The sequence below is a fragment of the Pseudomonas sp. TSRC2-2 genome (assembly GCF_049897785.1).
In the GTDB taxonomy this organism is placed as follows: domain Bacteria; phylum Pseudomonadota; class Gammaproteobacteria; order Pseudomonadales; family Pseudomonadaceae; genus Aquipseudomonas.
In genome coordinates this window covers 115,347-137,565 of record NZ_JAFCWZ010000007.1, presented here as the reverse complement: position 1 = coordinate 137,565, position 22,219 = coordinate 115,347, and the positions used below count along the sequence as shown (strand labels likewise).

The following is a 22,219-nucleotide window of genomic DNA, read 5'->3' as shown; positions in this document are numbered from 1 at the left end:
CGTCCTGCCCACCCCCATATTGGGGCGACTGACGCGTGAAGGAATCCAAATTGAGCGAACTTCTCAACCGCCGCCTGGCTCTGCTCGGCGAGCGCGCCAACCTCTCTCTGCTCAAGCAGTGCCTGCACGGTATCGAACGTGAATGCCTGCGCGTGACCAGTGAAGGTCGCCTGGCGCAAACGCCGCACCCCGAAGCCCTGGGTTCCGCGCTGACCAACGAACAGATCACCACCGACTACTCCGAGTCGCTGCTGGAATTCATCACGCCTGCCCTGCCGGATCCTGCCGACACACTGGCGAGCCTGGACAAGATCCACCGCTTTGCCTACAGCAAACTCGGCAGCGAGTACCTGTGGAGCCCGTCGATGCCGTGCCCGTTGCCGGCCGAGGAAGACATCCCGATCGCCTATTACGGCACCTCCAACATCGGTCAGCTCAAGTACGTTTACCGCAAGGGCCTGGCCCTGCGTTACGGCAAGACCATGCAGTGCATCGCCGGGATTCACTACAACTTCTCGCTGCCGGAACAGCTCTGGCCGCTACTGCGTGAGGCCGAAGGTTTCGTCGGCACCGATCGCGACTTCCAGTCGGTGTCGTACATCGCCCTGATCCGCAACTTCCGCCGCTACAGCTGGCTGCTGATGTACCTGTTCGGTGCCTCGCCGGCGCTGGATGCGGGTTTCCTGCGCGGGCGTTCGCATCAGCTCGAACAGCTCGATCCGGACACGCTGTATCTGCCGTACGCGACCAGCCTGCGCATGAGCGACCTCGGTTACCAGAGCAACGCCCAGGCCGGCCTGACGCCGTGCTACAACGATCTGGCGAGCTATACGGATAGCCTGCGCAAAGCGGTAGCCACGCCATACGCGCCGTACGTTGAAGTCGGCACGCACAAGGATGGCGAGTGGGTGCAGCTCAACACCAATATCCTGCAGATCGAAAACGAGTACTACTCCAACATCCGCCCGAAACGCGTGACCTACACCGGCGAGCGGCCGATCCAGGCCTTGATGGCGCGCGGCATTCAGTACGTCGAAGTGCGTTGCCTGGACATCAACCCGTTCCTGCCGATGGGCATCGACCTCACCGAGTCGCGCTTCCTCGACGCGTTCCTGCTGTACTGCGCGTTGAACGACAGCCCGTTGCTGACCAATACTTCGTGCGGCAACGCCACTTCGAACTTCCTCAGCGTGGTCAAGGAAGGCCGCCGTCCGGGACTGCAATTGCAGCGCGACGGCCAAGCGGTCGAAATGAAGACCTGGGCTGGCGAACTGCTTGAGCAAATCGCTCCGCTGGCTGCGCTGCTCGATCAGAGCCACGGCGGCGATGCGCACAGCCAGGCGCTGGATGCGCAACTGGCGAAAGTCAGCGATCCGTCCCTGACACCGTCGGCGCAGGTACTGGCGGCGATGGCCGAGCACAAGGAAAGCTTTGCGCAGTTCTCGCTGCGGCAGAGCCAGGCCCATGCCGAGTTCTTCCGCAGCGAGCCGTTGCCGGCGGATGAGCAGGCGAAGTTCGAGGAAGTGGCGCGCTCGTCGCTGGCGCAGCAGGCCGAGCTTGAGCAGAACGAGGTCGGCGATTTTGATGTGTTTGTCGGCGCGTATCAGGCGAGCATCCTCGCGATCAGCAATTGATATAGAACATCCTTTGATCGTTCCCACGCTCTGCGTGGGAATGCAGCCTGTGACGCTCCGCGTCACTTTGGACGCAGAGCGTCCCTTGAGGCGTTACCACGCAGAGCATGGGAACGATCAGTCAAAGGCTCACATCCTCTCCTGTCTTAGATTTTTCCGCTCATAAGCTCATTCGAAAAAGTTATTTATTTTTCGATTCTTAGATCATTTAGTCTCCTTTCACGCCGACACTCGGTCGCCTGATCTGGAGCTCTCACTTGAAACTGAATTCCCCCTTCGCCTGCTCGCCGCCGCCTCACTGGCCGCTGCAAGCTTCCTGGCCCAGGCTGCCGATCTCACTGTCGCCTACCAGACTACCGTCGACCCGGCCAAAGTCGCTCAGGCCGACGGCGCTTACGAGAAAGCCACCAAGGCCGATATCAGCTGGCGCAAATTCGATAACGGTGCCGACATCATCGCCGCCATCGCGTCCGGCGATGTGCAGATCGGCTACCTGGGTTCGAGCCCGTTGACCGCCGCGATCACCCGCAAGGTACCGGTAGAAACCTTCCTGATTGCCACGCAGATCGGCGCCGCTGAAGCACTGGTCGCGCGTGAAGGTTCCGGCATCAAGACTCCGCAGGATCTGATCGGCAAGAAAATCGCCGTGCCGTTTGTGTCCACGGGGCACTACAGCCTGCTCGCCGCGCTCAAGCACTGGAACATCGATCCGTCGAAAGTCACCGTGCTCAACCTCGCGCCGCCAGCGATCATCGCCGCATGGAAACGCGGCGATATCGACGCCACTTACGTGTGGGATCCGGCACTGGGCGTGGCCAAGGAAAACGGCAAAGTGCTGATCACCTCCGGCGAACTGGCCAAGTTCGGCGCGCCGACCTTCGATGCGTGGATCGTGCGCAAGGACTTCGCCGAGAAGCATCCGCAAATCGTCACCGCATTCGCCAAGGTCACCCTCGACGCCTACGCCGCTTACCGCAAGGATCCGCAGGCCTGGCTGGCCAACCAGAGCAACGTCGACAAACTGGTGAAGCTGTCTGGCGCCAAAGCCAGCGACATCCCATTGCTGCTGCAGGGCAACGTCTACCCGCTGGCGGCTGATCAGGTCAGCGACCTTGGCGCGCCGACCACCAAAGCCATCACCGACACCGCCGCGTTCCTCAAGGAGCAGGGCAAGGTCGACGCCGTGCTGCCGGACTACGCGCCATACGTCAGCGCCAAATACATCACCAACTGATCGGGAGATAACAGCGATGGCCTTGCTACAGCTGGAGCGCATCAGCGCACAGTACCCGGGCAGCCCGGAGCCGGTGCTCGCGGATATTTCTCTGACCCTGGGGCCGCAGCAGTTGCTGGTCGCCCTCGGCCCGTCCGGCAGCGGCAAGACTTCGCTGTTGAACCTGATTGCCGGTTTCGTCGAACCGAGCGCCGGGCGCATCACCCTCGACGGCGTGCCGGTCAAAGGCCCGAGCGCCGAACGTGGCGTGGTGTTTCAGGACGACGCCTTGCTGCCCTGGCAGGATGTATTGGCCAACGTCGCCTTCGGCCTCGAACTGGCCGGTGCCAGCAAGGACAAACGCGAACAGCGCGCCCGTGAAATGCTCGCACTGGTCGATCTCGCTGGCTTCGAAGAACGGCGCATCTGGCAATTGTCCGGAGGCCAGAAACAACGCGTCGGCCTCGCCCGCGCCCTCGCCGCCGACCCGCGCGTGCTGCTGATGGATGAGCCGTTCGGTGCGCTTGATGCATTTACTCGCGAACAGATGCAGGAGCTGTTGCTGCAAGTTTGGCAACGCACGGCCAAGCCGGTTTTTCTGATTACCCACGACATTGAAGAAGCGGTGTTCCTCGCTACGGATCTGATCCTGCTGGCGCCGAATCCGGGGCAGATCGTCGAGCGTCTGCAGCTGAACTTCGGCCAGCGTTATGCCGCTGGCGAGTCGGCCCGTGCGATCAAATCCGATCCGCGGTTTATCGAAACCCGCGAGCACGTGCTGAGCAGAGTCTTCTCGCAACGCAGCGCCGTAACCCGGCAGGAGCGCGCATGAGCAGTTACGACGCAACCGCTGCGGCGGTGAAAACATCTTCGGTGAGCATCCCGGTGGGCCGCAGCCTCAGCACGCGCTGGATCAGCCTGTTGACCTTGTTCGCCTTGTTGGCGATCTGGTGGGCCGTGACGGCCACTGGTTTGATCGAACCGTTGTTCCTGCCGCCACCCGCCGCCGTGCTGCAAAAGGGCTGGCTGCTGGCGACTTCGGGATACATGGATTCGACGCTGTGGCAGCACTTGGGTGCCAGCCTGAGCCGCATCGGTCTGGGTCTCGCTTTTGCGATTCTGACTGCCGTGCCGGTGGGCATCGCGATCGGTGCCAACCGCATCGCCCGTGGTGTGCTCGACCCGCTGATCGAGTTCTACCGCCCTATTCCACCGCTGGCCTATCTGCCGCTGATCGTGATCTGGTGCGGCATTGGCGAGTTGTCGAAAGTGCTGCTGATCTATCTGGCGATTTTCGCGCCGATTGCCATCGCCACCGCAACGGGGGTGCGCACCGTTGATCCGGCAAAACTGCGTGCGGCGCAGTCGTTAGGCGCGACACGCGCGCAATTGATTCGTCATGTGATTTTGCCAAGCGCGTTGCCGGACATTCTCACTGGCGTGCGCATTGGTCTGGGGGTTGGCTGGTCGACGCTGGTCGCTGCCGAATTGATCGCGGCCACCAGCGGCCTCGGTTTCATGGTGCAGTCGGCTGCGCAGTTCCTGGTGACCGATGTGGTGGTGCTGGGGATTCTGGTCATCGCCCTGATCGCCTTCGCCATGGAAATGGGCCTGCGCGCCCTGCAGCGCAAACTCGTGCCATGGCACGGCCAGGCGCACTAAAACATCTTTTGAATCCCCCCTGTAGGAGCTGCCGAAGGCTGCGATCTTTTGATCTTGATCTTCTTAAAAAGCAAGATCAAAAGATCGCAGCCTTCGGCAGCTCCTACAAAGGGTGGTCTCACCGAATTGAAGAGAAAGACCATGAGCAGCCTCAACATCATCCCGTTAAGCTCGGCCCTCGGCGCGCAGATCAGCGGCCTCGATATCAGCCAGCCGCTGAGCCTGGAACACCGCGATGCCATCGAGCAGGCGCTGCTCAACTATCAGGTGCTGTTCTTTCGCAACCAGCCGATCGAGCCGGCGCAGCAGGCACGTTTCGCGCATTATTTCGGCGACCTGCACATTCACCCGATCTACCCGAACGTGCCGGAACAACCGGAAGTTCTGATCCTCGACACCGCAGTCACCGACGTACGTGACAACGCGATCTGGCACACCGACGTGACCTTCCTGCCGACGCCAGCGATGGGCGCCGTGCTCAGCGCCAAGTTGTTGCCGGAGTTCGGTGGCGACACGTTGTGGGCCAGCGGGATTGCGGCGTATGAAGCGTTGTCGGCGCCAATGAAAAACCTGCTGGAAGGCCTGACCGCGACCCACGATTTCACCCGCTCGTTTCCGCTGGAGCGCTACGGCAACACGCCCGAGGCGCTGGCGCAGTGGGAAGAAGCGCGGCGCAAGAATCCACCGCTGTCGCACCCGGTGATACGTACGCATCCGGTCAGTGGGAGACGGTCGTTGTTCGTCAATGAAGGATTTACCTCGAAGATCAACGAGCTGTCGGAAACCGAGAGCGAGGCCATCCTGAAGTTTCTGTTCGCCCATGCAACGCGGCCGGAGTTCACCATTCGCTGGCGCTGGCAGAAGGACGACATCGCCTTCTGGGATAACCGCGTGACCCAGCATTACGCAGTGGACGACTACCGCCCGGCGCGGCGGGTGATGCAGCGGGCGACGGTGTTGGGGGATGTGCCGTTCTTTCGCTGAGCCTGATCGTTCCCACGCTCTGCGTGGGAACGATCAGTCTTCGGAAGGCTTACTCCGCCGTCGAAGGCTTCTCCCAAAGATTGATCCCGCCCTCCTGGGCAAACCGGTCAATCTCCGCCAGCTCTTCGGCACTGAAACTCAGATTCTTCAACGCGCCAACGTTCTCGATAATTTGCTCCGGCCGGCTCGCGCCGATCAATGCCGAAGTCACCCGCGGATCACGCAGCGTCCACGCCAGTGCCAATTGCGCCAGGCTCTGCCCGCGACGCTGGGCAATCTCGTTCAACGCTCGCACGTGAGCGATGTTGGCCTCGGACAAGTGCGAAGCCTGCAACGAACCGCCGCCCGGGCGATTGACTCGCGCATCGGCCGGCACACCGTTGAGGTATTTGTCGGTGAGCAAGCCCTGCGCCAGCGGCGTAAAGGCAATCACGCCGGTGCCGAGTTCATCGGTGGTATCGAGCAGATCCTTCTCTACCCAGCGATTGAGCAGGTTATACGCCGGTTGATGAATCAGCAGCGGCACTTTCCACTCTTTCAGCAGCGCGGCCATTTCGCGCGTTTTCACCCCTGAGTAGGACGAGATACCGATGTACAAAGCCTTGCCCTGTTGCACTGCAGTGGCGAGAGCGCTGGCGGTTTCTTCCAGCGGGGTGTCCGGGTCGAAGCGGTGCGAATAGAAGATATCCACGTAATCCAGACCCAAGCGTTGCAGGCTCTGGTCGAGACTGGCCAGCACGTATTTGCGCGACCCACCGCCCTGGCCATAAGGGCCGGGCCACATGTCCCAGCCAGCCTTGCTGGAGATGATCAGCTCGTCGCGATACTGCTTGAAGTCCTCGCGCAGCAGGCGGCCGAAATTGATTTCGGCGCTGCCGTACGGCGGGCCGTAGTTGTTGGCGAGGTCGAAATGGTTGATGCCCAGATCGAACGCGGTGCGCAGCAACGCGCGCTGTGTATCGATCGGCGTGCTGTCGCCAAAGTTGTGCCAAAGGCCCAGCGACAGCGCTGGCAGCACCAGACCGCTGCGGCCAACGCGGCGGTAGGGGATGGAGTCGTAGCGGTTTTCGGCAGCGGTGTAAGTCATCGAATGCTCTCTTGTCAGTTTCAGGTATCGACGGCGTTGCGAGGAACCCAGCATACGCCGACGAGTGCGCTGAAAAATAAAGACTCGATCAATAGCTGAAACGTTTCACAAAACTGCCGAAAGCGACGCGCGTTCGCTTTGAGCGCCGAGCCTTGAAAAGACCCGGCGCTCAGCCGCCGATCAACGCACCAGATGCAGGAACTGCATGTGCCGTTCGTACTGGTCGAGGATGTCGTTGATGATCTGCTCTTTGGTGTAGCCGACCAGATCGTAGTCCTGACTGCCCTCGCTCAAATGCACTTCGGCGCGGTAGTAGCGGCGGTTGTTGAGTTGTTTCGAACCCATGCCTCCGCGCGCGAACGATGGCGTGAAGTAGCCGCGCATCTGCACTTGATAGATGAATGGATGTTGCTCGCCGTGACCGATTTCCAGGCTGACGTTGTCATGCGCCGGATCCGGCTGGGTGACCACGTGCAGACCTTTTTCGACGAACACGGCGGTCACTTCCTCGATCGCCGGGCGCACCGTGCTTTCCATGAAGCGATACACCTCGTCGCGCGACGGGAAGTGCACGGCCTGACTCAGGCGCTGGCGCCAGCCGCCAGTGCCGCGCCGTGAACCGGACACCGGCGCCAGCGAATGCAGCTGCGCGATCTGCTTCTGCGATTCCAGATAGAACGCCTTGTGCAGGCCCCACATCATCAGCAGCAGAATCAACGAGAACGGCAACGACGTGAGGACAACCGCTGACTTGAGTGCATCGATGCTGCCGGAGAACAACAGCGCGCTGGTGATCAGCGCAGTCATCGCGCCCCAGAACACCCGCAGCCATTTCGGCCCGTCTTCGTCCGGGTTACCGCCCTTGGCCGACAGGGTCGAGAGCACGACGGTGCCGGAGTCCGCCGAGGTGACGAAGAACACGAAGCTGATGAACACCGTCACGGCGATGACGGTTTTGCTCCACGGATAGGTTTCCAGCAACAGATAAATGCTCATCGACGGATTGTCGATGGCCGACATGCCCAGTGCGCTCATGCCGTGATTGAGGACTTGATCGAGGGCGCTGTTGCCGAAGATCGACATCCACGCCAGGGTGAAGCCGAGCGGAATCAACAGCACGCCGAAGACGAATTCACGAATGGTGCGACCACGGGAAATCCGTGCGATGAACAGGCCCACGAACGGCGACCATGCAATCCACCAGGCCCAGTAGAACACTGTCCAGCCACCCAGCCAGTCGCTCGGCTTGTCATAGGCGTAGAGGTCGAAACTCTTCATCGGCAGGGCGCCGAGGTAATCGCCAACGTTCTGGATCAGCGTATTGAGCAGGTGCTGCGTGGGTCCGGCAAACAACACGAACAGCAGCAACCCGCAGGCCAGCAGCATGTTGATATCGGACATCACCCGCACGCCTTTATCGACGCCGGAGACGGCAACGATGATCGCCGCGCCCATCATCAGGGTGATCAGGCCGACCTGAATCCACTGGGTATGAGCGATACCGAATAGATAGTCGAGACCGGAATTGAGGTGCAGCACGCCGAAGCCCATGTCGGCACCGAGGCCGAACACCGTGGCGATGATGCCGAAGCCATCGACCGCGTAGCCGATCGGGCCGTTGATGCGTTTGCCGATCAGCGGATACAGCGCCGAGCGTAGCGCCAGCGGCAGGTTGTGACGGTAAGCGAAATAGGCGAGCGCCATGCCGACGAAGGCGAACACGCCCCAGCCATGCAGACCCCAGTGCAGAAACAGAATCTGCATCGCTTGCCGCGCGGCATCAGCCGTGCCGGCCTCGCCCTGCGGCGGCTGCAGCATGTGCGTCAACGGCTCGGAGACACAGAAGAAGAACAGCGTGATGCTGATCCCGGCGGCGAACAGCATGCCGGCCCAGGACAGGTAACTGAATTCGGGCTCGTCGTGGTCGGCACCGAGTTTTATCTTGCCGTAGCCGGATAAGGCGGTGACCACCACGAAGACCAGATACAGGGTCATCGCGAGCATGTAGTACCAGCCGACCGTATTGGCCGCCCAGTTTTGCGCTTCCAGCAACCAGGCGCCGGCCTGCTCGGGGATGGCGATGACGACAAGACCAAACAGCAAAATGACCGTCGCGGCGAAGTAGAACACCGGCGGATTCATGCGCACCAGACCGCTGGCGGGGGTAGACGATGCACTCATGAAACGTGCACCTCGAGGGGTTGAAACGTGGCTGAAATGATCGGACTCAGCAAAGGCAAGCCTCCTGTTGTGAGCGGGCAGCGAACCACCGGTTTAACTTGAATGAACGTTCAAGTTAACCATGAATGCGGTGGTAAGGACTAATCGCAGGGCTGGGTGGTAGGTTTCCTACAGCGCCCAAGGAGGGATATGACGCGGGTCTGAGGGGATTTGTTCAACAGCAAAATGCCTGATGCCCGAACCTCTAGGAGCTGCCGAAGGCTCGGGCCGCGTTCGGACGATCTTTTGATCTTGATGTTTAAAAGCAAAGATCAAAAGATCGCAGCCTCGTTTCACTCGTCAGCTCCTACAGGTCGCATGTTTGCAGGCTATTTTTGCGTCCCGTCATCATGCTGCAGATTCGCCTGGGTCAGATTCGCCCCCGCCGGCACGCTGCGCGTCAGCCACACGTTGCCGCCAATGGTCGATCCCTTGCCGATGGTGATCCGCCCCAGAATCGTCGCTCCGGCATAAATCACCACATCGTCTTCGACGATCGGGTGGCGCGGATGGCCCTTCTGCAATTGCCCGTCCTCATCGGCCGGGAACCGCTTGGCGCCCAACGTGACGGCCTGATAAATGCGCACGCGCTCGCCAATGATCGCGGTTTCGCCAATCACTACGCCGGTGCCGTGATCGATAAAAAAACTGCGGCCGATCTGCGCGCCAGGGTGGATATCGATGCCCGTCGCCGAATGGGCGATCTCCGCGCTTATCCGCGCCAGCAAAGGCAAACCGGCACGGTACAAATGGTGTGCCAAGCGGTGGTGAATCACCGCAAGAATGCCCGGATAGCACAGCAGCACTTCATCAACACTGCGCGCCGCCGGGTCGCCGTGGTAAGCCGCCAGCACATCGGTATCGAGCAGTGTGCGCAACCCCGGCAAGGCCAACGCAAAATCCTGCACGATCCGAATGGCCCGAGCCTCGACTTCACTGTCATCCTGCGCGCTGTGTCGAGCGACGTAACGCAGCTCCAGGCGCGTCTGTGCCAACAAAGCATTCAGCGCAACATCGAGCGTGTGCCCGACGTAGAAATCTTCACTTTCTTCACGTAGATCAACTGGCCCCAAACGCATCGGGAACAGCGCGCCGCACAACGCCTCAAGGATTTGCGCCATCGCCGCCCGGGACGGCAATTCGCGGCCACCCTGCTCTCCTGAAGCCCGACCATTCTGTGCACGCCACTGATCCCGTGCGCTACGCAGTTGGCTGACGACGGTCTGCAATTGCCAATGGCTGGAACGCTCGCTCACGGTAAAGACTCCTCACGGGCGGCCGGACTGTCTGGCCGCGTCAACGGCGCCTACTTTACGGCATGCCCTGGCCGACGAATTAAGAACCGATAGTGCTGGCCTCAGTCCATTTGGCTATAAGCGATTGGCGGTTGCCCGGGTAAAAACGCCTGCCTATAGTCCTCTCATTCTTTTGCGCCAGTACAGACTCATGATCAAACAACAGCTGCAACGCTTTACCCGTCTCGACCTGCTGAGCCATCCCACGCCACTGGAAAAGCTCGAACGCTTGTCCGCCTGGCTCGGCCGCGAGGTGTACATCAAGCGCGATGACCTGACGCCGCTGGCCATGGGCGGGAACAAGCTGCGCAAACTCGAATACCTTGTCGCTGATGCGCTCGCGCAGGGCGCCGACACGTTGATTACCGCCGGTGCGCTGCAATCGAACCACGTTCGTCAGACCGCTGCGCTGGCCGCCAGGCTCGGTCTCGGTTGTGTGGCGCTGCTGGAAAACCCGCTGGGCACGGACGACGGCAATTACACCGGTAACGGCAACCGGCTGCTGCTCGATCTGTTCGATACCAGGGTCGAGATGGTCGACAACCTCGACAATGCCGACGAACAACTGGCCGCCCTCGCCGCGCGTTTGCGCAGCAACGGCAAGAAGCCGTATCTGGTGCCGATTGGCGGCTCCAATGCGCTCGGTGCTTTGGGTTATGTGCGCGCCGGGCTGGAGTTGGCTGAGCAGATCAAGGACAGTGGCCTCGATTTCGCCGCAGTCGTGCTGGCGTCTGGCAGTGCCGGGACTCACAGTGGTCTGGCGCTGGCGCTGAGTGAGGCGCTGCCGCAACTGCCTGTGATTGGCGTGACGGTTTCGCGCAGTGAAGAAGATCAGCGGCCGAAGGTGCAGGGTTTGGCCGAGCGCACGGCAGATCTGCTTGGCGTCGAGGTGCCGGGCAACTTCAAGGTCGAGCTGTGGGATGAATATTTCGGCCCGCGTTATGGCGAACCGAATGCCGGCACACTGGCGGCGGTGAAACTGTTGGCGGGTCAGGAAGGTCTCTTGCTTGACCCGGTCTACACCGGCAAGGCGATGGCCGGTCTGCTCGACGGCATTGGCCGGCAGCGCTTCGATAACGGCCCGATCATCTTTCTGCACACCGGTGGCGCGCCGGCGTTGTTTGCTTACAAGGATTTCCTGTAACTGATCGTTCCCACGCTCCGCGTGGGAATGCAGCCCGGGACGCTCTGCGTCCCTTCCAGAGCTGGAACGTGGCGTGCCTTGAAGCATTCCCACGCCGATCGGGGGAACGATCATTATGCAAGAAAGGAATAACAATTTAGATATTGAGTATTTTCAAGTCTATAAACGACATCATATAGTCTCGCCGCAGGCGAATTTCGGGCGAGACGCATAAGCTGCTTTAAGGCAGGATAGCGCTGTCGTTCAAATCACCCATTTGCCTACATTTCCTTAAGCGTCTTCCATAAGAAAACACAGGGGCTTGTCATGAATTTTTCCGCACTACGTCGCACTCTGCTGGTCGGTTCGCTGGGTCTGGCCCTGAGCGCCGGCCTGATCGGTCAGGCAGTGGCCGGCGAGCAGCTGCAACAGATCAAGGACAAAGGCGTTCTCAACGTCGGCCTGGAAGGCACTTATCCACCGTTCAGTTTCGTTGACGAGAACGGCAAGCTGTCCGGTTTCGAAGTCGAGCTGTCCGAAGCGCTGGCGCAAAAACTCGGGGTCAAGACCAAGATCCAGCCAACCAAATGGGACGGCATCCTCGCCGCGCTGGAGTCCAAGCGTCTGGACCTGGTGGTCAACCAGGTCACCATCTCCGACGAGCGCAAGAAGAAGTATGACTTCTCCGAACCGTACACCGTCTCCGGCATTCAGGCTCTCGTGCTGAAAAGCAAAGAGTCGGCCCTGAACATCAAGACCGCCGCCGACCTGTCCGGCAAGAAGGTCGGTGTAGGCCTGGGCACCAACTACGAACAATGGGTTCGCGCCAACGTGCCGGGTGCAGACGTGCGTACATACGACGATGATCCGACCAAGTTCGCCGACCTCAACAACGGTCGTATCGACGCCATCCTTATCGATCGTCTGGCCGCACTTGAGTACGCCAAGAAAGCGCCAAAAACTGTCGCTGCCGGTGAAGCTTTCTCCCGTCAGGAGTCCGGCATCGCCCTGCGCAAAGGCGAGCCTGAATTGCTGGCTGCGGTGAACAAGGCACTCGACGAACTGCGTGCTGACGGTACCCTTGAAAAACTGTCGAAGAAATACTTCAACGCAGACGTCACTAAATAATGGAAGCTGGTTTTCAATTCGGATTCGGACTGGACTTCCCACAGTTGAGCCAGCAGATCGCCGAAACCACAGCCCTGCTCGTGAACTCCGCGCCCTTTCTGCTAAAGGGCGCTTATTTCACAGTCGTTCTCAGCCTCGGCGGTATGTTTTTCGGATTGGCGCTGGGCTTCGCTCTGGCGCTGATGCGCCTGTCGCGGTTCAAGCTGCTGAGTTGGCTAGCTCGCGTTTATGTGTCGTTCTTTCGCGGCACGCCGCTGCTGGTGCAACTGTTCGTCATTTATTACGGCTTGCCGCAACTGGGCATGGAGCTTGATCCCTTGCCGGCAGCGCTGATCGGCTTTTCGCTGAACATGGCCGCCTACGCCTGTGAAATCCTGCGAGCTGCGATCGGTTCGATCGAACGCGGTCAATGGGAAGCCGCTGCGAGTATCGGCATGACCCGCGCGCAGACCCTGCGCCGGGCCATCCTGCCGCAAGCGATGCGCACGGCGTTGCCGCCGCTGGGCAACAGCTTTATTTCGCTGGTCAAGGACACGGCGCTGGCCGCGACCATTCAGGTGCCGGAGCTGTTCCGTCAGGCTCAGCTGATCACCGCCCGGACTTTCGAAGTCTTCACCATGTATCTTGCCGCCGCACTGATCTACTGGATTCTGGCCACGGTGCTTTCGCACTTCCAGAACAAGTTGGAAGAGCGTGTCAATCGGCATGACCAGGAGTCCTGACCCGATGATTGTCGTGGAAAAACTGACCAAGCAATTCAAGGGTCAGGTCGTGCTCAATGGCATCGACCTTGAGGTAAAGGAGGGCGAAGTCGTCGCGATCATCGGCCCCAGTGGCTCGGGAAAAACGACGTTCCTGCGCTGCCTGAATTTCCTTGAAGAACCCACCAGCGGCCGGATCAAGGTCGGCGATATCGAAATCGATACCCGCCGCCCGCTGAACCAGCAGCAGGGTCTGGTGCGCAACTTGCGCCAACACGTCGGCTTCGTGTTCCAGAACTTCAATCTGTTCCCCCATCGCACCGCCCTGGAAAACGTCATAGAAGGCCCGATCGTGGTCAAGAAGATGCCTCGCGATCAAGCGATTGCCCTGGGCAAAAAGCTGCTGACCAAAGTCGGCCTGGCGGGCAAGGAAGACGCTTATCCGCGTCGTCTCTCCGGTGGGCAGCAACAGCGCGTGGCGATTGCCCGGGCGCTGGCGATGGAGCCGGAAGTGATTCTGTTCGACGAGCCGACCTCGGCACTCGACCCGGAACTGGTCGGCGAAGTGCTGGCGACCATTCGCGGTCTTGCCGAAGAAAATCGCACCATGGTGATTGTCACTCACGAGATGGGCTTTGCCCGTGACGTGGCCAATCGCGTGGTGTTTTTCGACAAGGGCGTCATTGTCGAGCAAGGTGAAGCAAAAGCACTTTTTGCCAATCCGAAAGAAGAACGCACTCAACAGTTTCTTAGCAAGTTTCTCAACCATGCCTGAGAACTACCGGTGCAATCCTGGCCAACTTCCACGGATGGAAGTTATGCCTTTCTCCATTACTCGAATCGTTTGAACATTTGTTACTCAGTGCGCGGATATACATTGCGCAATGGTTCCACTCATCCATGAACGCTCACATCCACACACGTTTGCCCAAGTTCAAACCCTTAAAAAATGCGGCCGAATCGGCGTTTTCCTGTAGCCCTCTTTACTACTGCGCCTAGGCTTAATACCTCAGTGACGTAGGAACTTTCTGATTAACCTGTAATTCACAGATTAACTAATCCCTTCTATTGACACCCCTCTCCGCAGACTTTTATCTAGTCGGCAACCGGCGCTACTTAGTTCAAACAATCCGCACTAATGCTGAGTAAATACTGGTCCTTTTATTGCCAGTTGATTCGCGCCTTTTGTTTTCCAGAAACGGATTTCGCTGCGAGACTTCAAGGAGAGAAACCGATGACCCGCATTTCGCACACCCCCGAACTTGCAGCGCCAACGCTGGTATGCGCACAAAAAACCGGCATCAACCTGGCGACAGCGGCCCACCTGCTGATCGATGTGCCGCCCTATCCCGACATGGACGTTGGCGACCTGATCGAACTGTTCTGGAACAAATGTTATGTCGCGTCAAAAGTCCTGAGCGCGGCCGATGTGGGCGACTCGGTCAGCCTGCGCGTACCGGAGAGTTTCATCACTAACGGCACCGCGCGCATTCACTACCGGGTGATGCAGGTCGGCCAGGGCCCGGCGTTGTCGGCCGCGACCCGGGTGCAGGTCAAACTCGATTGCCCGGGTGGTCAGCCCACTGCGCAATGCGAAGACGAAAACCAGCGACTGGCGCCGGTTGTCATCCCCGAAGCGATCCGCCGTCAGGGCGTAAACCCCAGCCAGATCAAACGCGGCGTACCGCTGACCATCGAGCCTTACCTGAACATGGCCGAAGACGACGCCATCACGTTGCGCTGGGGCGATACACGCATGGACCTGGCGCCGATTACGGCCGCCGATGTCGGGCTGCCGATTCAGGTCTGGGTGCCACCGGCGGTGATTGTCGAAGCAGGCGAAGATCTGCGGCTGGATGTGACGTACTGCATCCTCGATCGGGTCGGCAACAATTCACGCTGGGCGCCGCCGCGTACGTTGAAAATCGGTTGCGTGAATTCATATGTGAAAGTCCCATTGAAGCCCGAATTCAAGGCCGCCGAAACGCGCGCCAAATGAGTTCCGGTCGGGGTGAGAGGCACGTCCTCTCACTTGCAACACGATGACCAGCCCGAACATCCCGCCTTCTATACATATTCCTAAAAGTTAGTTTATTTAATTTTTATACGCGCTTAGGGTATATGCACCGGACCACCGGACATTCTTTCATTCGTCGCGCTTCGCGACGTTTTTCTTGAAATGTGAGGTAGGTATGGTCCGGAACACAATCACCCCAGTGCAGATCGCCAGGGCATTGCGTGCAGCCAGGGAGCGGCACTGATGTCCAGTCTTGCAGATGCAAACGTGCAGTCCGATCTGGATATCGCCCCACTGTTGTTGCCCGCGCAAGTACTGCGCAACGACGCGCAAGCCATCAAGGCCGCCCATGAGCTGGCGCAAGCGGCCCGCATGCAGGCGGCCAAACGCGACCGCCAGCGAAAACTGCCGTGGTCGGAAATCGAACAATTCACCCGCAGCGGACTCGGTAGCATTGCCATCCCGCGTGAATACGGAGGCCCGCAGGTTTCCTTCGTCACGCTGGCCGAAGTCTTCGCGATCATTTCCGCCGCCGACCCGGCGCTCGGGCAGATTCCACAGAACCAGTTCGGCATCATCAATCTGGTGCTCGGCAGCGCCACCGAAGCACAGAAAAAGCAGTTGTTCCAGAGTGTTCTGGAAGGCTGGCGCATCGGTAATGCCGGCCCGGAACGCGGCACAAAAAACACGTTGGAACTCAAAGCGCGAATCACCGCCGATGGCGACGGTTACCTGATCAACGGCCAGAAGTTCTACTCCACCGGCGCGCTGTTTGCACACTGGGTCGCGGTGAAAGCGCTCAATGATGAGGGCAAGCAGGTACTGGCTTTTGTTCGTCGCGGCACCCCCGGTTTGCGCATCGTCGATGACTGGTCGGGCTTCGGCCAGCGCACCACCGCCAGCGGCACGATCCTGCTGAACAACGTGCGCGTCGAGTCGAGCCTGGTCATCGACAACTGGAAGATCAACGAGAAGCCGAATACCCAAGGCGCAGTGTCGCAGCTGATTCAAGCGGCGATCGACGCCGGCATCGCCCGTGGCGCCATTGACGACGCCATCGAATTCGTCAAAACCCGCGCGCGACCATGGATCGATGCCAAGGTCGAGCGCGCCAGCGATGACCTCTACGTGATCGCCGATATCGGCAAACTGAAAATAGAACTGCACGCCGCCGAAGCGCTGCTGCGCAAGGCCGGCAAAGTCCTCGATCAGGTCCACGCCGCGCCGCTGACCGCCGAATCCGCCGCACGCGCTTCGATCGCCGTGGCTGAGGCGAAAGTGCTGACCACCGAGATCTCGCTGCTGGCCAGCGAGAAGCTCTTCGAACTGGCCGGCAGCCGCGCGACCCTCGCCGAATTCAATCTCGACCGTCATTGGCGCAACGCCCGCGTGCACACCCTGCACGACCCGGTGCGCTGGAAGTATCACGCGGTCGGCGCCTATCGCCTGAACGGCACCTTGCCGGCTCGCCATTCCTGGATCTGAGACGACCAGACATCTGGAGGAAAAACATGACGCTTTCCCATCACGTCGCGGTCATCACCAGCGATGAGCAAGCCCTGATTGTTGCCAGCGACCTGGCCGAAGACTTCAAACGCGACAGCGCGATCCGCGACCGCGAACGCCGCCTGCCCTTGGCAGAACTGGAAGTGTTTTCCCGCTCTGGCCTGTGGGGTATCAGCGTGCCAAAAAAATACGGCGGCGCGGACGTATCCAACGTCACCCTGGCCAAGGTCATTGCTCTGATTGCGCAGGCCGACGGCTCGCTGGGGCAGATTCCGCAGAACCATTTCTACGCACTGCAAGTACTGCGCGTGAATGGCAGCGATGAACAGAAACAGCGTTTGTACGCCGAGGCCCTCGCCGGCCAACGCTTCGGCAATGCACTGGCGGAGCTGGGTACCAAAACCGCTCACGACCGCGTCACCAGTCTCACCCGCGACGGCGCTGGTTATCGCATCAACGGTCGCAAGTTCTACTCGACCGGAGCGATTTACGCGCAGCGCATTCCGACGTCGGTGGTCGATGAAAACGGCGTACAGCAACTCGCGTTCGTCCCCCGCAACAGCAAAGGTCTGACCGTGATCGACGACTGGAGCGGCTTTGGCCAGCGCACCACCGGCAGCGGTTCGGTGGTGTTCGAAGACGTCTATGTCGGGGCTGAAGACGTGCTGCCGTTTCAAAGTGCTTTCGAACGGCCGACCACGGTCGGCCCGCTGGCACAAATTCTTCACGCCGCTATCGACACCGGGATCGCCCGCGCCGCTTACGAAGACGCTCTGCATTTCGTGCGCAGCAAAACCCGTCCGTGGATCGATTCCGGCAATGACAAGGCCACCGAAGATCCGCTGACGCTGAAAAGCTTCGGCCACCTGAGTATCCGCCTCCACGCCACCGAAGCCCTGCTTGAACGCGCCGGCGAAATTCTCGACGCCGCACAGGCTGACACCACTGCCGAAACTGTTGCAGCGGCCTCGATCGCGGTCGCCGAAGCACGCGCGATCAGCACGGAAACCTCTCTGGCGGCGGGCAGCACTTTGTTCGAACTGGCCGGCAGCCAGGCCACCCTCGCCGAACACGGCCTCGACCGCCACTGGCGCAACGCTCGCGTGCACACGTTGCACGACCCGGTGCGCTGGAAGTATCACGCGGTGGGCAATTACTACCTCAACGATGAAAACCCTCCGCTGCGAGGGACGATCTGATGGGCGCTGCGAAAAAGAAGATCCTGCTCAACGCGTTCAACATGAACTGCATCGGCCACATCAACCACGGTTTATGGACGCATCCGCGCGACACCTCGACGCGCTACAACACCATCGAATATTGGACGGAACTGGCGCAATTGCTGGAGCGCGGGCTGTTTGATGGCTTGTTCATCGCCGACATCGTCGGCGTCTACGATGTTTATCAGAACTCGGTGGACGTCACGCTGAAAGAGTCGATCCAGTTGCCGGTCAACGACCCGTTGCTGCTGGTGTCGGCTATGGCTGCAGTGACCAAAAACCTCGGCTTCGGCCTCACCGCCAATCTCACTTACGAGCCGCCGTACCTGTTTGCCCGACGCATGTCGACGCTTGATCATCTGAGCCGTGGCCGGGTCGGCTGGAACATTGTCACCGGTTACCTGGACAGCGCCGCCAAGGCCATGGGTCTGCGTGAACAGGTCGAACATGACCGCCGCTACGACCAGGCCGAAGAATATCTGCAGGTGCTGTACAAGCTCTGGGAAGGCAGCTGGGAGGACGGCGCGGTGCTCAACGACCGCGAGAAGCGCATTTACGCCAATCCGGAGAAAGTCCACAAGGTCGAGCACAAGGGCGAGTTCTATCAGGTCGAGGGCTATCACCTCTGCGAGCCTTCACCGCAGCGTACGCCGGTGTTGTTTCAGGCCGGCACTTCCGATCGTGGATTGCTGTTTGCCGGGCGTCACGCCGAGTGCGTATTCATCAGCGGCCAGAACAAACCGTCGACCAAGGTGCAGGTCGACAAGGTCCGTGCCAGCGCCGTTGAAGCGGGGCGCAATCCTCAAGACATCAAGGTGTTCATGGGCCTCAATGTGATCGTCGGCACCACTGAAGCAGCGGCGTGGGCCAAGCATGCCGAGTACCTCAGCTACGCCAGCGCCGAAGCCGGCGTGGCGCATTTTTCCGCGTCCACCGGTATCGACTTTGCCCAGTACGAAATCGACGAACCGATCCAGTACGTGAAGAGCAACGCCATTCAATCGGCGACGAAAACCCTGCAGAACAACGACTGGACCCGGCGCAAATTGCTCGACCAGCACGCCCTCGGTGGCCGCTACATCACCGTGGTCGGCTCGCCCGAGCAAGTGGCGGATGAACTGGAATCGTGGATCGCCGAAACCGGGCTGGATGGCTTCAACCTGACCCGCATCGTCACGCCGCAAAGCTATGTCGATTTCATCGAACTGGTGATTCCAGAGCTGCAGCGGCGCGGTTCGTACAAAACCGCGTATGACCGCGGGACCTTGCGCGAGAAGTTGTTTCACGGTGAGGCGCAGTTACCCGAGCAACACACCGGCTCCGCGTTTCGTCGCTAAAAGCTTCGCGAGCAAGCCCGCTCTCACAGGGCTACGCATTCCAGAATGTGGGAGCGGGCTTGCTCGCGAAGAGGCCCGACCAGACACCCAAAATTTATGCACTGACTGGAAAAACCACCATGACCAGAAAAATCCTGTCCCACCCAGTCAAAGCACTGGCCCTGGCCTTCGGCCTGTTCAGCTCGGCGGTGTTTGCTGGCGATGCGCCGCTGAAAATCGGCACCACCGCAGCGTTTGCGATTCCGCTGGAAGCCGCCGTCGAAGAAGCCTCCAGGCAAGGCCTGAAAGTCGAACTTGTGGAATTCACCGACTGGATCGCGCCCAACGTCAGCCTCGCCGCTGGCGACATCGACGTGAATTATTTCCAGCACATCCCGTTCCTGGAAAACGCCAAAGCCGCGTCAGGTTTTGATCTGGTGCCGTTCGCCCCGGGAATCATCAACAACGTCGGCCTGTATTCCAAGAAGTACAAAAGCTTCGATGAGCTGCCCGAAGGCGCCAGCGTTGCCATCGCCAACGACCCGATCAACAGCGGTCGCGGTCTGCAATTGCTCGCCAAGGCCGGGTTGATCACCCTGAAACCGGGTGTAGGCTACAAGGCCACCGAGGACGACATCGTCGCCAATCCGAAGAACATCAGGATCCTTCAGGTCGAAGCCGTGCAACTGGTGCGCGCTTACGACGACGCCGACCTGGTTCAGGGTTACCCGGCCTATATTCGGCTGGCGAAGACGTTCGATGCCGGCTCGGCGCTGCTGTTCGATGGTCTCGATCACAAGGAATACGTGATCCAGTTCGTCATCCAGCCAAAGAGCAAAACCGACCCGCGCCTGATCAAGTTCGTCGACATCTATCAGCACTCGCCGGCGGTTCGTGCGGCACTGGACAAGGCCCACGGCAAGCTCTACCAGGCCGGTTGGGAAAGCTGAACATGACTGCCGCCATCCAACGGCGACTGGAGCTTCCAGAGCCACACAACGCTGAAAAAACCGAGCTGCACCCCGAGCTGAATCGCGCCCACGTACGCTTTATCGGCGTGGGCAAAACCTACAACGGCCGGCAAGGCCCGGTCGCAGCGTTGCAGGGCGTCGACCTGGCGATTCAGCGCGGTGAAGTGTTCGGCATCATCGGTCGCAGCGGCGCCGGCAAGTCGTCGTTGATCCGTACGATCAATCGTCTTGAGCAACCGACTTCGGGCCGTGTGCTCATCGATCAGGTCGACATCGGCGAATTCGACGAAGACCGTCTCGTCGCATTGCGTCGGCGCATCGGCATGATCTTCCAGCACTTCAATCTGATGTCGGCCAAGACTGTCTGGCAGAACGTCGAATTACCGCTGAAAGTGGCCGGTGTGCCGAAGGAACAGCGCGAGAACAAGGTTCGCGAACTGCTAGAGCTGGTCGGCCTGCAAAGCAAGCACACAGCCTATCCGGCACAACTCTCCGGTGGGCAAAAACAGCGTGTCGGTATCGCCCGCGCCTTGGTGCATGACCCGGACATTCTGCTCTGCGATGAAGCGACATCGGCGCTCGACCCGGAAACCACGCAGTCGATCCTCGGCCTGCTGCGCGAGATCAACAAACGCCTGGGCCTGACCATTGTGCTGATCACTCACGAAATGGCGGTGATCCGCGAGATCTGTGACCGCGTCGTCGTGCTTGAGCATGGCCATGTGGTCGAGCAAGGGCCGGTGTGGCAAGTGTTCGGCAATCCGCAACACGCAGTCAGCCAGACCCTGCTCGCGCCGCTGCAACACGCCTTGCCGGAAGAACTGCAAAGCCGTTTGCAGGCGCAATCAACGGTTTCTGATGCCGCTGCTGTATTGCGTTTGCAGTTCACCGGCAGCGCCGCTGATGAACCGGATCTGGCCGCGTTATTCGCGGCATTGGGTGGCCGAGTGAAGCTGCTTCAGGGCGGTGTGGAACGGATTCAGGGTCATGCGCTGGGGCAGCTGTTGCTGGCCGTCAGCGGCTCGGCTTTGAGCACCGAACAATTGCGTGAACGCGCCGGACAGTGGGCGCAACGGGTCGAGGTCTTGGGTTATGTGGTTTGATCGCTTGCTGCAGGGTTTTATCGACACCTTCCTGATGGTCGGCGTGTCGTCGCTGATCGCGCTGCTGGCGGGTATTCCCATGGCGGTGATTCTGGTTACCAGCGACAAGGGCGGGATCTACGAAGCGCCGGTGTTGAACCGGGCCTTGGGCGCCTTCGTCAATCTGTTCCGCTCGATCCCGTTTCTGATTCTGATGGTCGCGCTGATTCCGTTCACTCGTTTGATCGTCGGCACGACCTATGGCGTGTGGGCCGCGGTGGTGCCGCTGACAATCGCGGCAACGCCGTTTTTTGCGCGGATCGCCGAAGTCAGCCTGCGCGAGGTCGATCATGGCCTGATCGAAGCCGCACAGGCGATGGGTTGCCGACGCTGGCATATCGTCTGGCATGTGCTGTTGCCCGAGGCGCTGCCTGGAATCGTCGGGGGCTTCACCATCACTCTGGTGACAATGATCAATTCATCCGCCATGGCCGGTGCAATTGGTGCGGGCGGGCTGGGGGATATCGCTTACCGCTACGGCTATCAGCGCTTCGACAGCCAGATCATGTTGACGGTGATTGTCTTGCTGGTGGCGTTGGTGGCGGTAATTCAGTTGGGTGGCGACAGGCTGGCGCGGGGGCTGAATAAGCGCTAAGGTCGATAGCGGCAGGTGGCCATCAACCAAGCCCATGTGATTGCAGTTTTTTGGGCAATGCCCTTAGCGAAAATCAGATGTTTCCTACGCAAATTTTATCGTTTCGCCAGCCCGAACCACGCGGCTTTGCAGGACGATTCCTAGAATGATTTGCCCGCTTGTACCCGAAATACCCTGTAGCTAATCTCCGGTCGTCACTGTTTTGCGGTGACCGGATTCAGTTGTCCGGATTCGCTGGGCGTGCAGTCAGGCCTGACCTCGGCAGAGGCGTTAGCTGTCCGATGTTGGCTGCATGCAGGGCACTTTCGGGTGCGCCGATGACCGGCGGCCGGCGACTGATCCACGTGCAGCCGCCGTCCTGCTCGTTTACTCGCGAAATGGTTGGCTCCCACTTGAAGTCAGGAG

Annotated in this window: 19 protein-coding genes; 16 read left to right on the top strand and 3 right to left on the bottom strand. The window is 60.0% G+C overall.

Annotation, left to right across the window (positions count from 1 at the left end):
* The first annotated feature begins 50 nt into the window (after positions 1-50).
* The 5 genes from gshA (at position 51) to tauD (ending at position 5,493) form a co-directional block, all read left to right on the top strand.
* Positions 51-1,634 carry a glutamate--cysteine ligase gene (gene gshA / locus ACP7D9_RS15785; RefSeq protein ID WP_101156876.1) on the top strand — a complete coding sequence of 528 codons (1,584 nt, stop codon included), beginning with the start codon at positions 51-53 and terminating at the stop codon, positions 1,632-1,634.
* Positions 1,635-1,878: 244 nt separating this feature from the next.
* The gene (tauA, locus tag ACP7D9_RS15780; RefSeq protein ID WP_426158709.1) at positions 1,879-2,868 is read left to right on the top strand and encodes a taurine ABC transporter substrate-binding protein; all 990 of its coding nucleotides are present in this window, start codon (positions 1,879-1,881) and stop codon (positions 2,866-2,868) included.
* 16 nt (positions 2,869-2,884) lie between these two features.
* A complete protein-coding gene (tauB, locus tag ACP7D9_RS15775; RefSeq protein WP_312998126.1) occupies positions 2,885-3,679 on the top strand; it encodes a taurine ABC transporter ATP-binding subunit in 795 nt (264 codons plus the stop codon).
* Entirely contained in the window at positions 3,676-4,509 is an 834-nt protein-coding gene (tauC, locus tag ACP7D9_RS15770) for a taurine ABC transporter permease TauC (RefSeq protein WP_312998129.1), read from the top strand. Before tauB ends, tauC begins: the two co-directional genes overlap by 4 nt.
* Before the next feature lie 141 nt (positions 4,510-4,650).
* Positions 4,651-5,493, top strand: coding sequence for a taurine dioxygenase (gene tauD, locus ACP7D9_RS15765; RefSeq protein WP_397478566.1), 843 nt, complete (start codon positions 4,651-4,653; stop codon positions 5,491-5,493).
* A 49-nt stretch (positions 5,494-5,542) separates the two neighbouring features.
* Here the strand turns inward: tauD and mgrA are convergent, their stop codons facing one another.
* From mgrA to epsC, 3 genes are all read right to left on the bottom strand, one after another.
* The gene (mgrA, locus tag ACP7D9_RS15760; RefSeq protein ID WP_312998133.1) at positions 5,543-6,580 is read right to left on the bottom strand and encodes an L-glyceraldehyde 3-phosphate reductase; all 1,038 of its coding nucleotides are present in this window, start codon (positions 6,578-6,580) and stop codon (positions 5,543-5,545) included.
* Positions 6,581-6,760: 180 nt separating this feature from the next.
* Positions 6,761-8,722 (bottom strand): choline transporter BetT, encoded by a 1,962-nt coding sequence (gene betT / locus ACP7D9_RS15755; RefSeq protein ID WP_160768576.1) that lies wholly within the window; start codon positions 8,720-8,722, stop codon positions 6,761-6,763.
* Positions 8,723-9,129: 407 nt separating this feature from the next.
* On the bottom strand, positions 9,130-10,056 hold the full coding sequence (gene epsC / locus ACP7D9_RS15750; protein ID WP_101156892.1) for a serine O-acetyltransferase EpsC: 927 nt from the start codon (positions 10,054-10,056) through the stop codon (positions 9,130-9,132).
* Positions 10,057-10,246: 190 nt separating this feature from the next.
* Here epsC and ACP7D9_RS15745 point away from each other — a divergent pair, with 190 nt between their 5' ends.
* The 11 genes from ACP7D9_RS15745 (at position 10,247) to ACP7D9_RS15695 (ending at position 21,814) form a co-directional block, all read left to right on the top strand.
* Positions 10,247-11,239 carry a D-cysteine desulfhydrase gene (locus ACP7D9_RS15745; protein ID WP_426158460.1) on the top strand — a complete coding sequence of 331 codons (993 nt, stop codon included), beginning with the start codon at positions 10,247-10,249 and terminating at the stop codon, positions 11,237-11,239.
* 306 nt (positions 11,240-11,545) lie between these two features.
* Positions 11,546-12,346: a cystine ABC transporter substrate-binding protein gene (tcyJ, locus tag ACP7D9_RS15740; protein WP_101156896.1), complete on the top strand. Its 801-nt coding sequence runs from the start codon at positions 11,546-11,548 to the stop codon at positions 12,344-12,346.
* On the top strand, positions 12,346-13,068 hold the full coding sequence (gene tcyL / locus ACP7D9_RS15735; protein WP_256589696.1) for a cystine ABC transporter permease: 723 nt from the start codon (positions 12,346-12,348) through the stop codon (positions 13,066-13,068). The genes tcyJ and tcyL overlap by 1 nt, the downstream gene beginning before the upstream one ends.
* 4 nt (positions 13,069-13,072) lie before the next feature.
* Positions 13,073-13,822, top strand: coding sequence for an L-cystine ABC transporter ATP-binding protein TcyN (tcyN, locus tag ACP7D9_RS15730; protein WP_101156898.1), 750 nt, complete (start codon positions 13,073-13,075; stop codon positions 13,820-13,822).
* 459 nt (positions 13,823-14,281) lie between these two features.
* Positions 14,282-15,046, top strand: coding sequence for a hypothetical protein (locus ACP7D9_RS15725; protein WP_312998140.1), 765 nt, complete (start codon positions 14,282-14,284; stop codon positions 15,044-15,046).
* A 261-nt stretch (positions 15,047-15,307) separates the two neighbouring features.
* Positions 15,308-16,549, top strand: coding sequence for an SfnB family sulfur acquisition oxidoreductase (locus ACP7D9_RS15720; protein WP_101156902.1), 1,242 nt, complete (start codon positions 15,308-15,310; stop codon positions 16,547-16,549).
* Between the two features lie 26 nt (positions 16,550-16,575).
* A complete protein-coding gene (locus ACP7D9_RS15715; protein ID WP_426158458.1) occupies positions 16,576-17,769 on the top strand; it encodes an SfnB family sulfur acquisition oxidoreductase in 1,194 nt (397 codons plus the stop codon).
* Positions 17,769-19,127 (top strand): LLM class flavin-dependent oxidoreductase, encoded by a 1,359-nt coding sequence (locus tag ACP7D9_RS15710; protein ID WP_426158456.1) that lies wholly within the window; start codon positions 17,769-17,771, stop codon positions 19,125-19,127. The genes ACP7D9_RS15715 and ACP7D9_RS15710 overlap by 1 nt, the downstream gene beginning before the upstream one ends.
* Before the next feature lie 119 nt (positions 19,128-19,246).
* Complete coding sequence (locus ACP7D9_RS15705) at positions 19,247-20,056, top strand: MetQ/NlpA family ABC transporter substrate-binding protein (RefSeq protein WP_397478571.1); 810 nt, start codon at positions 19,247-19,249, stop codon at positions 20,054-20,056.
* A 2-nt stretch (positions 20,057-20,058) separates the two neighbouring features.
* Positions 20,059-21,180 carry a methionine ABC transporter ATP-binding protein gene (locus tag ACP7D9_RS15700; RefSeq protein WP_426158453.1) on the top strand — a complete coding sequence of 374 codons (1,122 nt, stop codon included), beginning with the start codon at positions 20,059-20,061 and terminating at the stop codon, positions 21,178-21,180.
* Positions 21,170-21,814 carry a methionine ABC transporter permease gene (locus tag ACP7D9_RS15695; protein ID WP_065261159.1) on the top strand — a complete coding sequence of 215 codons (645 nt, stop codon included), beginning with the start codon at positions 21,170-21,172 and terminating at the stop codon, positions 21,812-21,814. Before ACP7D9_RS15700 ends, ACP7D9_RS15695 begins: the two co-directional genes overlap by 11 nt.
* Positions 21,815-22,219: the final 405 nt, after the last annotated feature.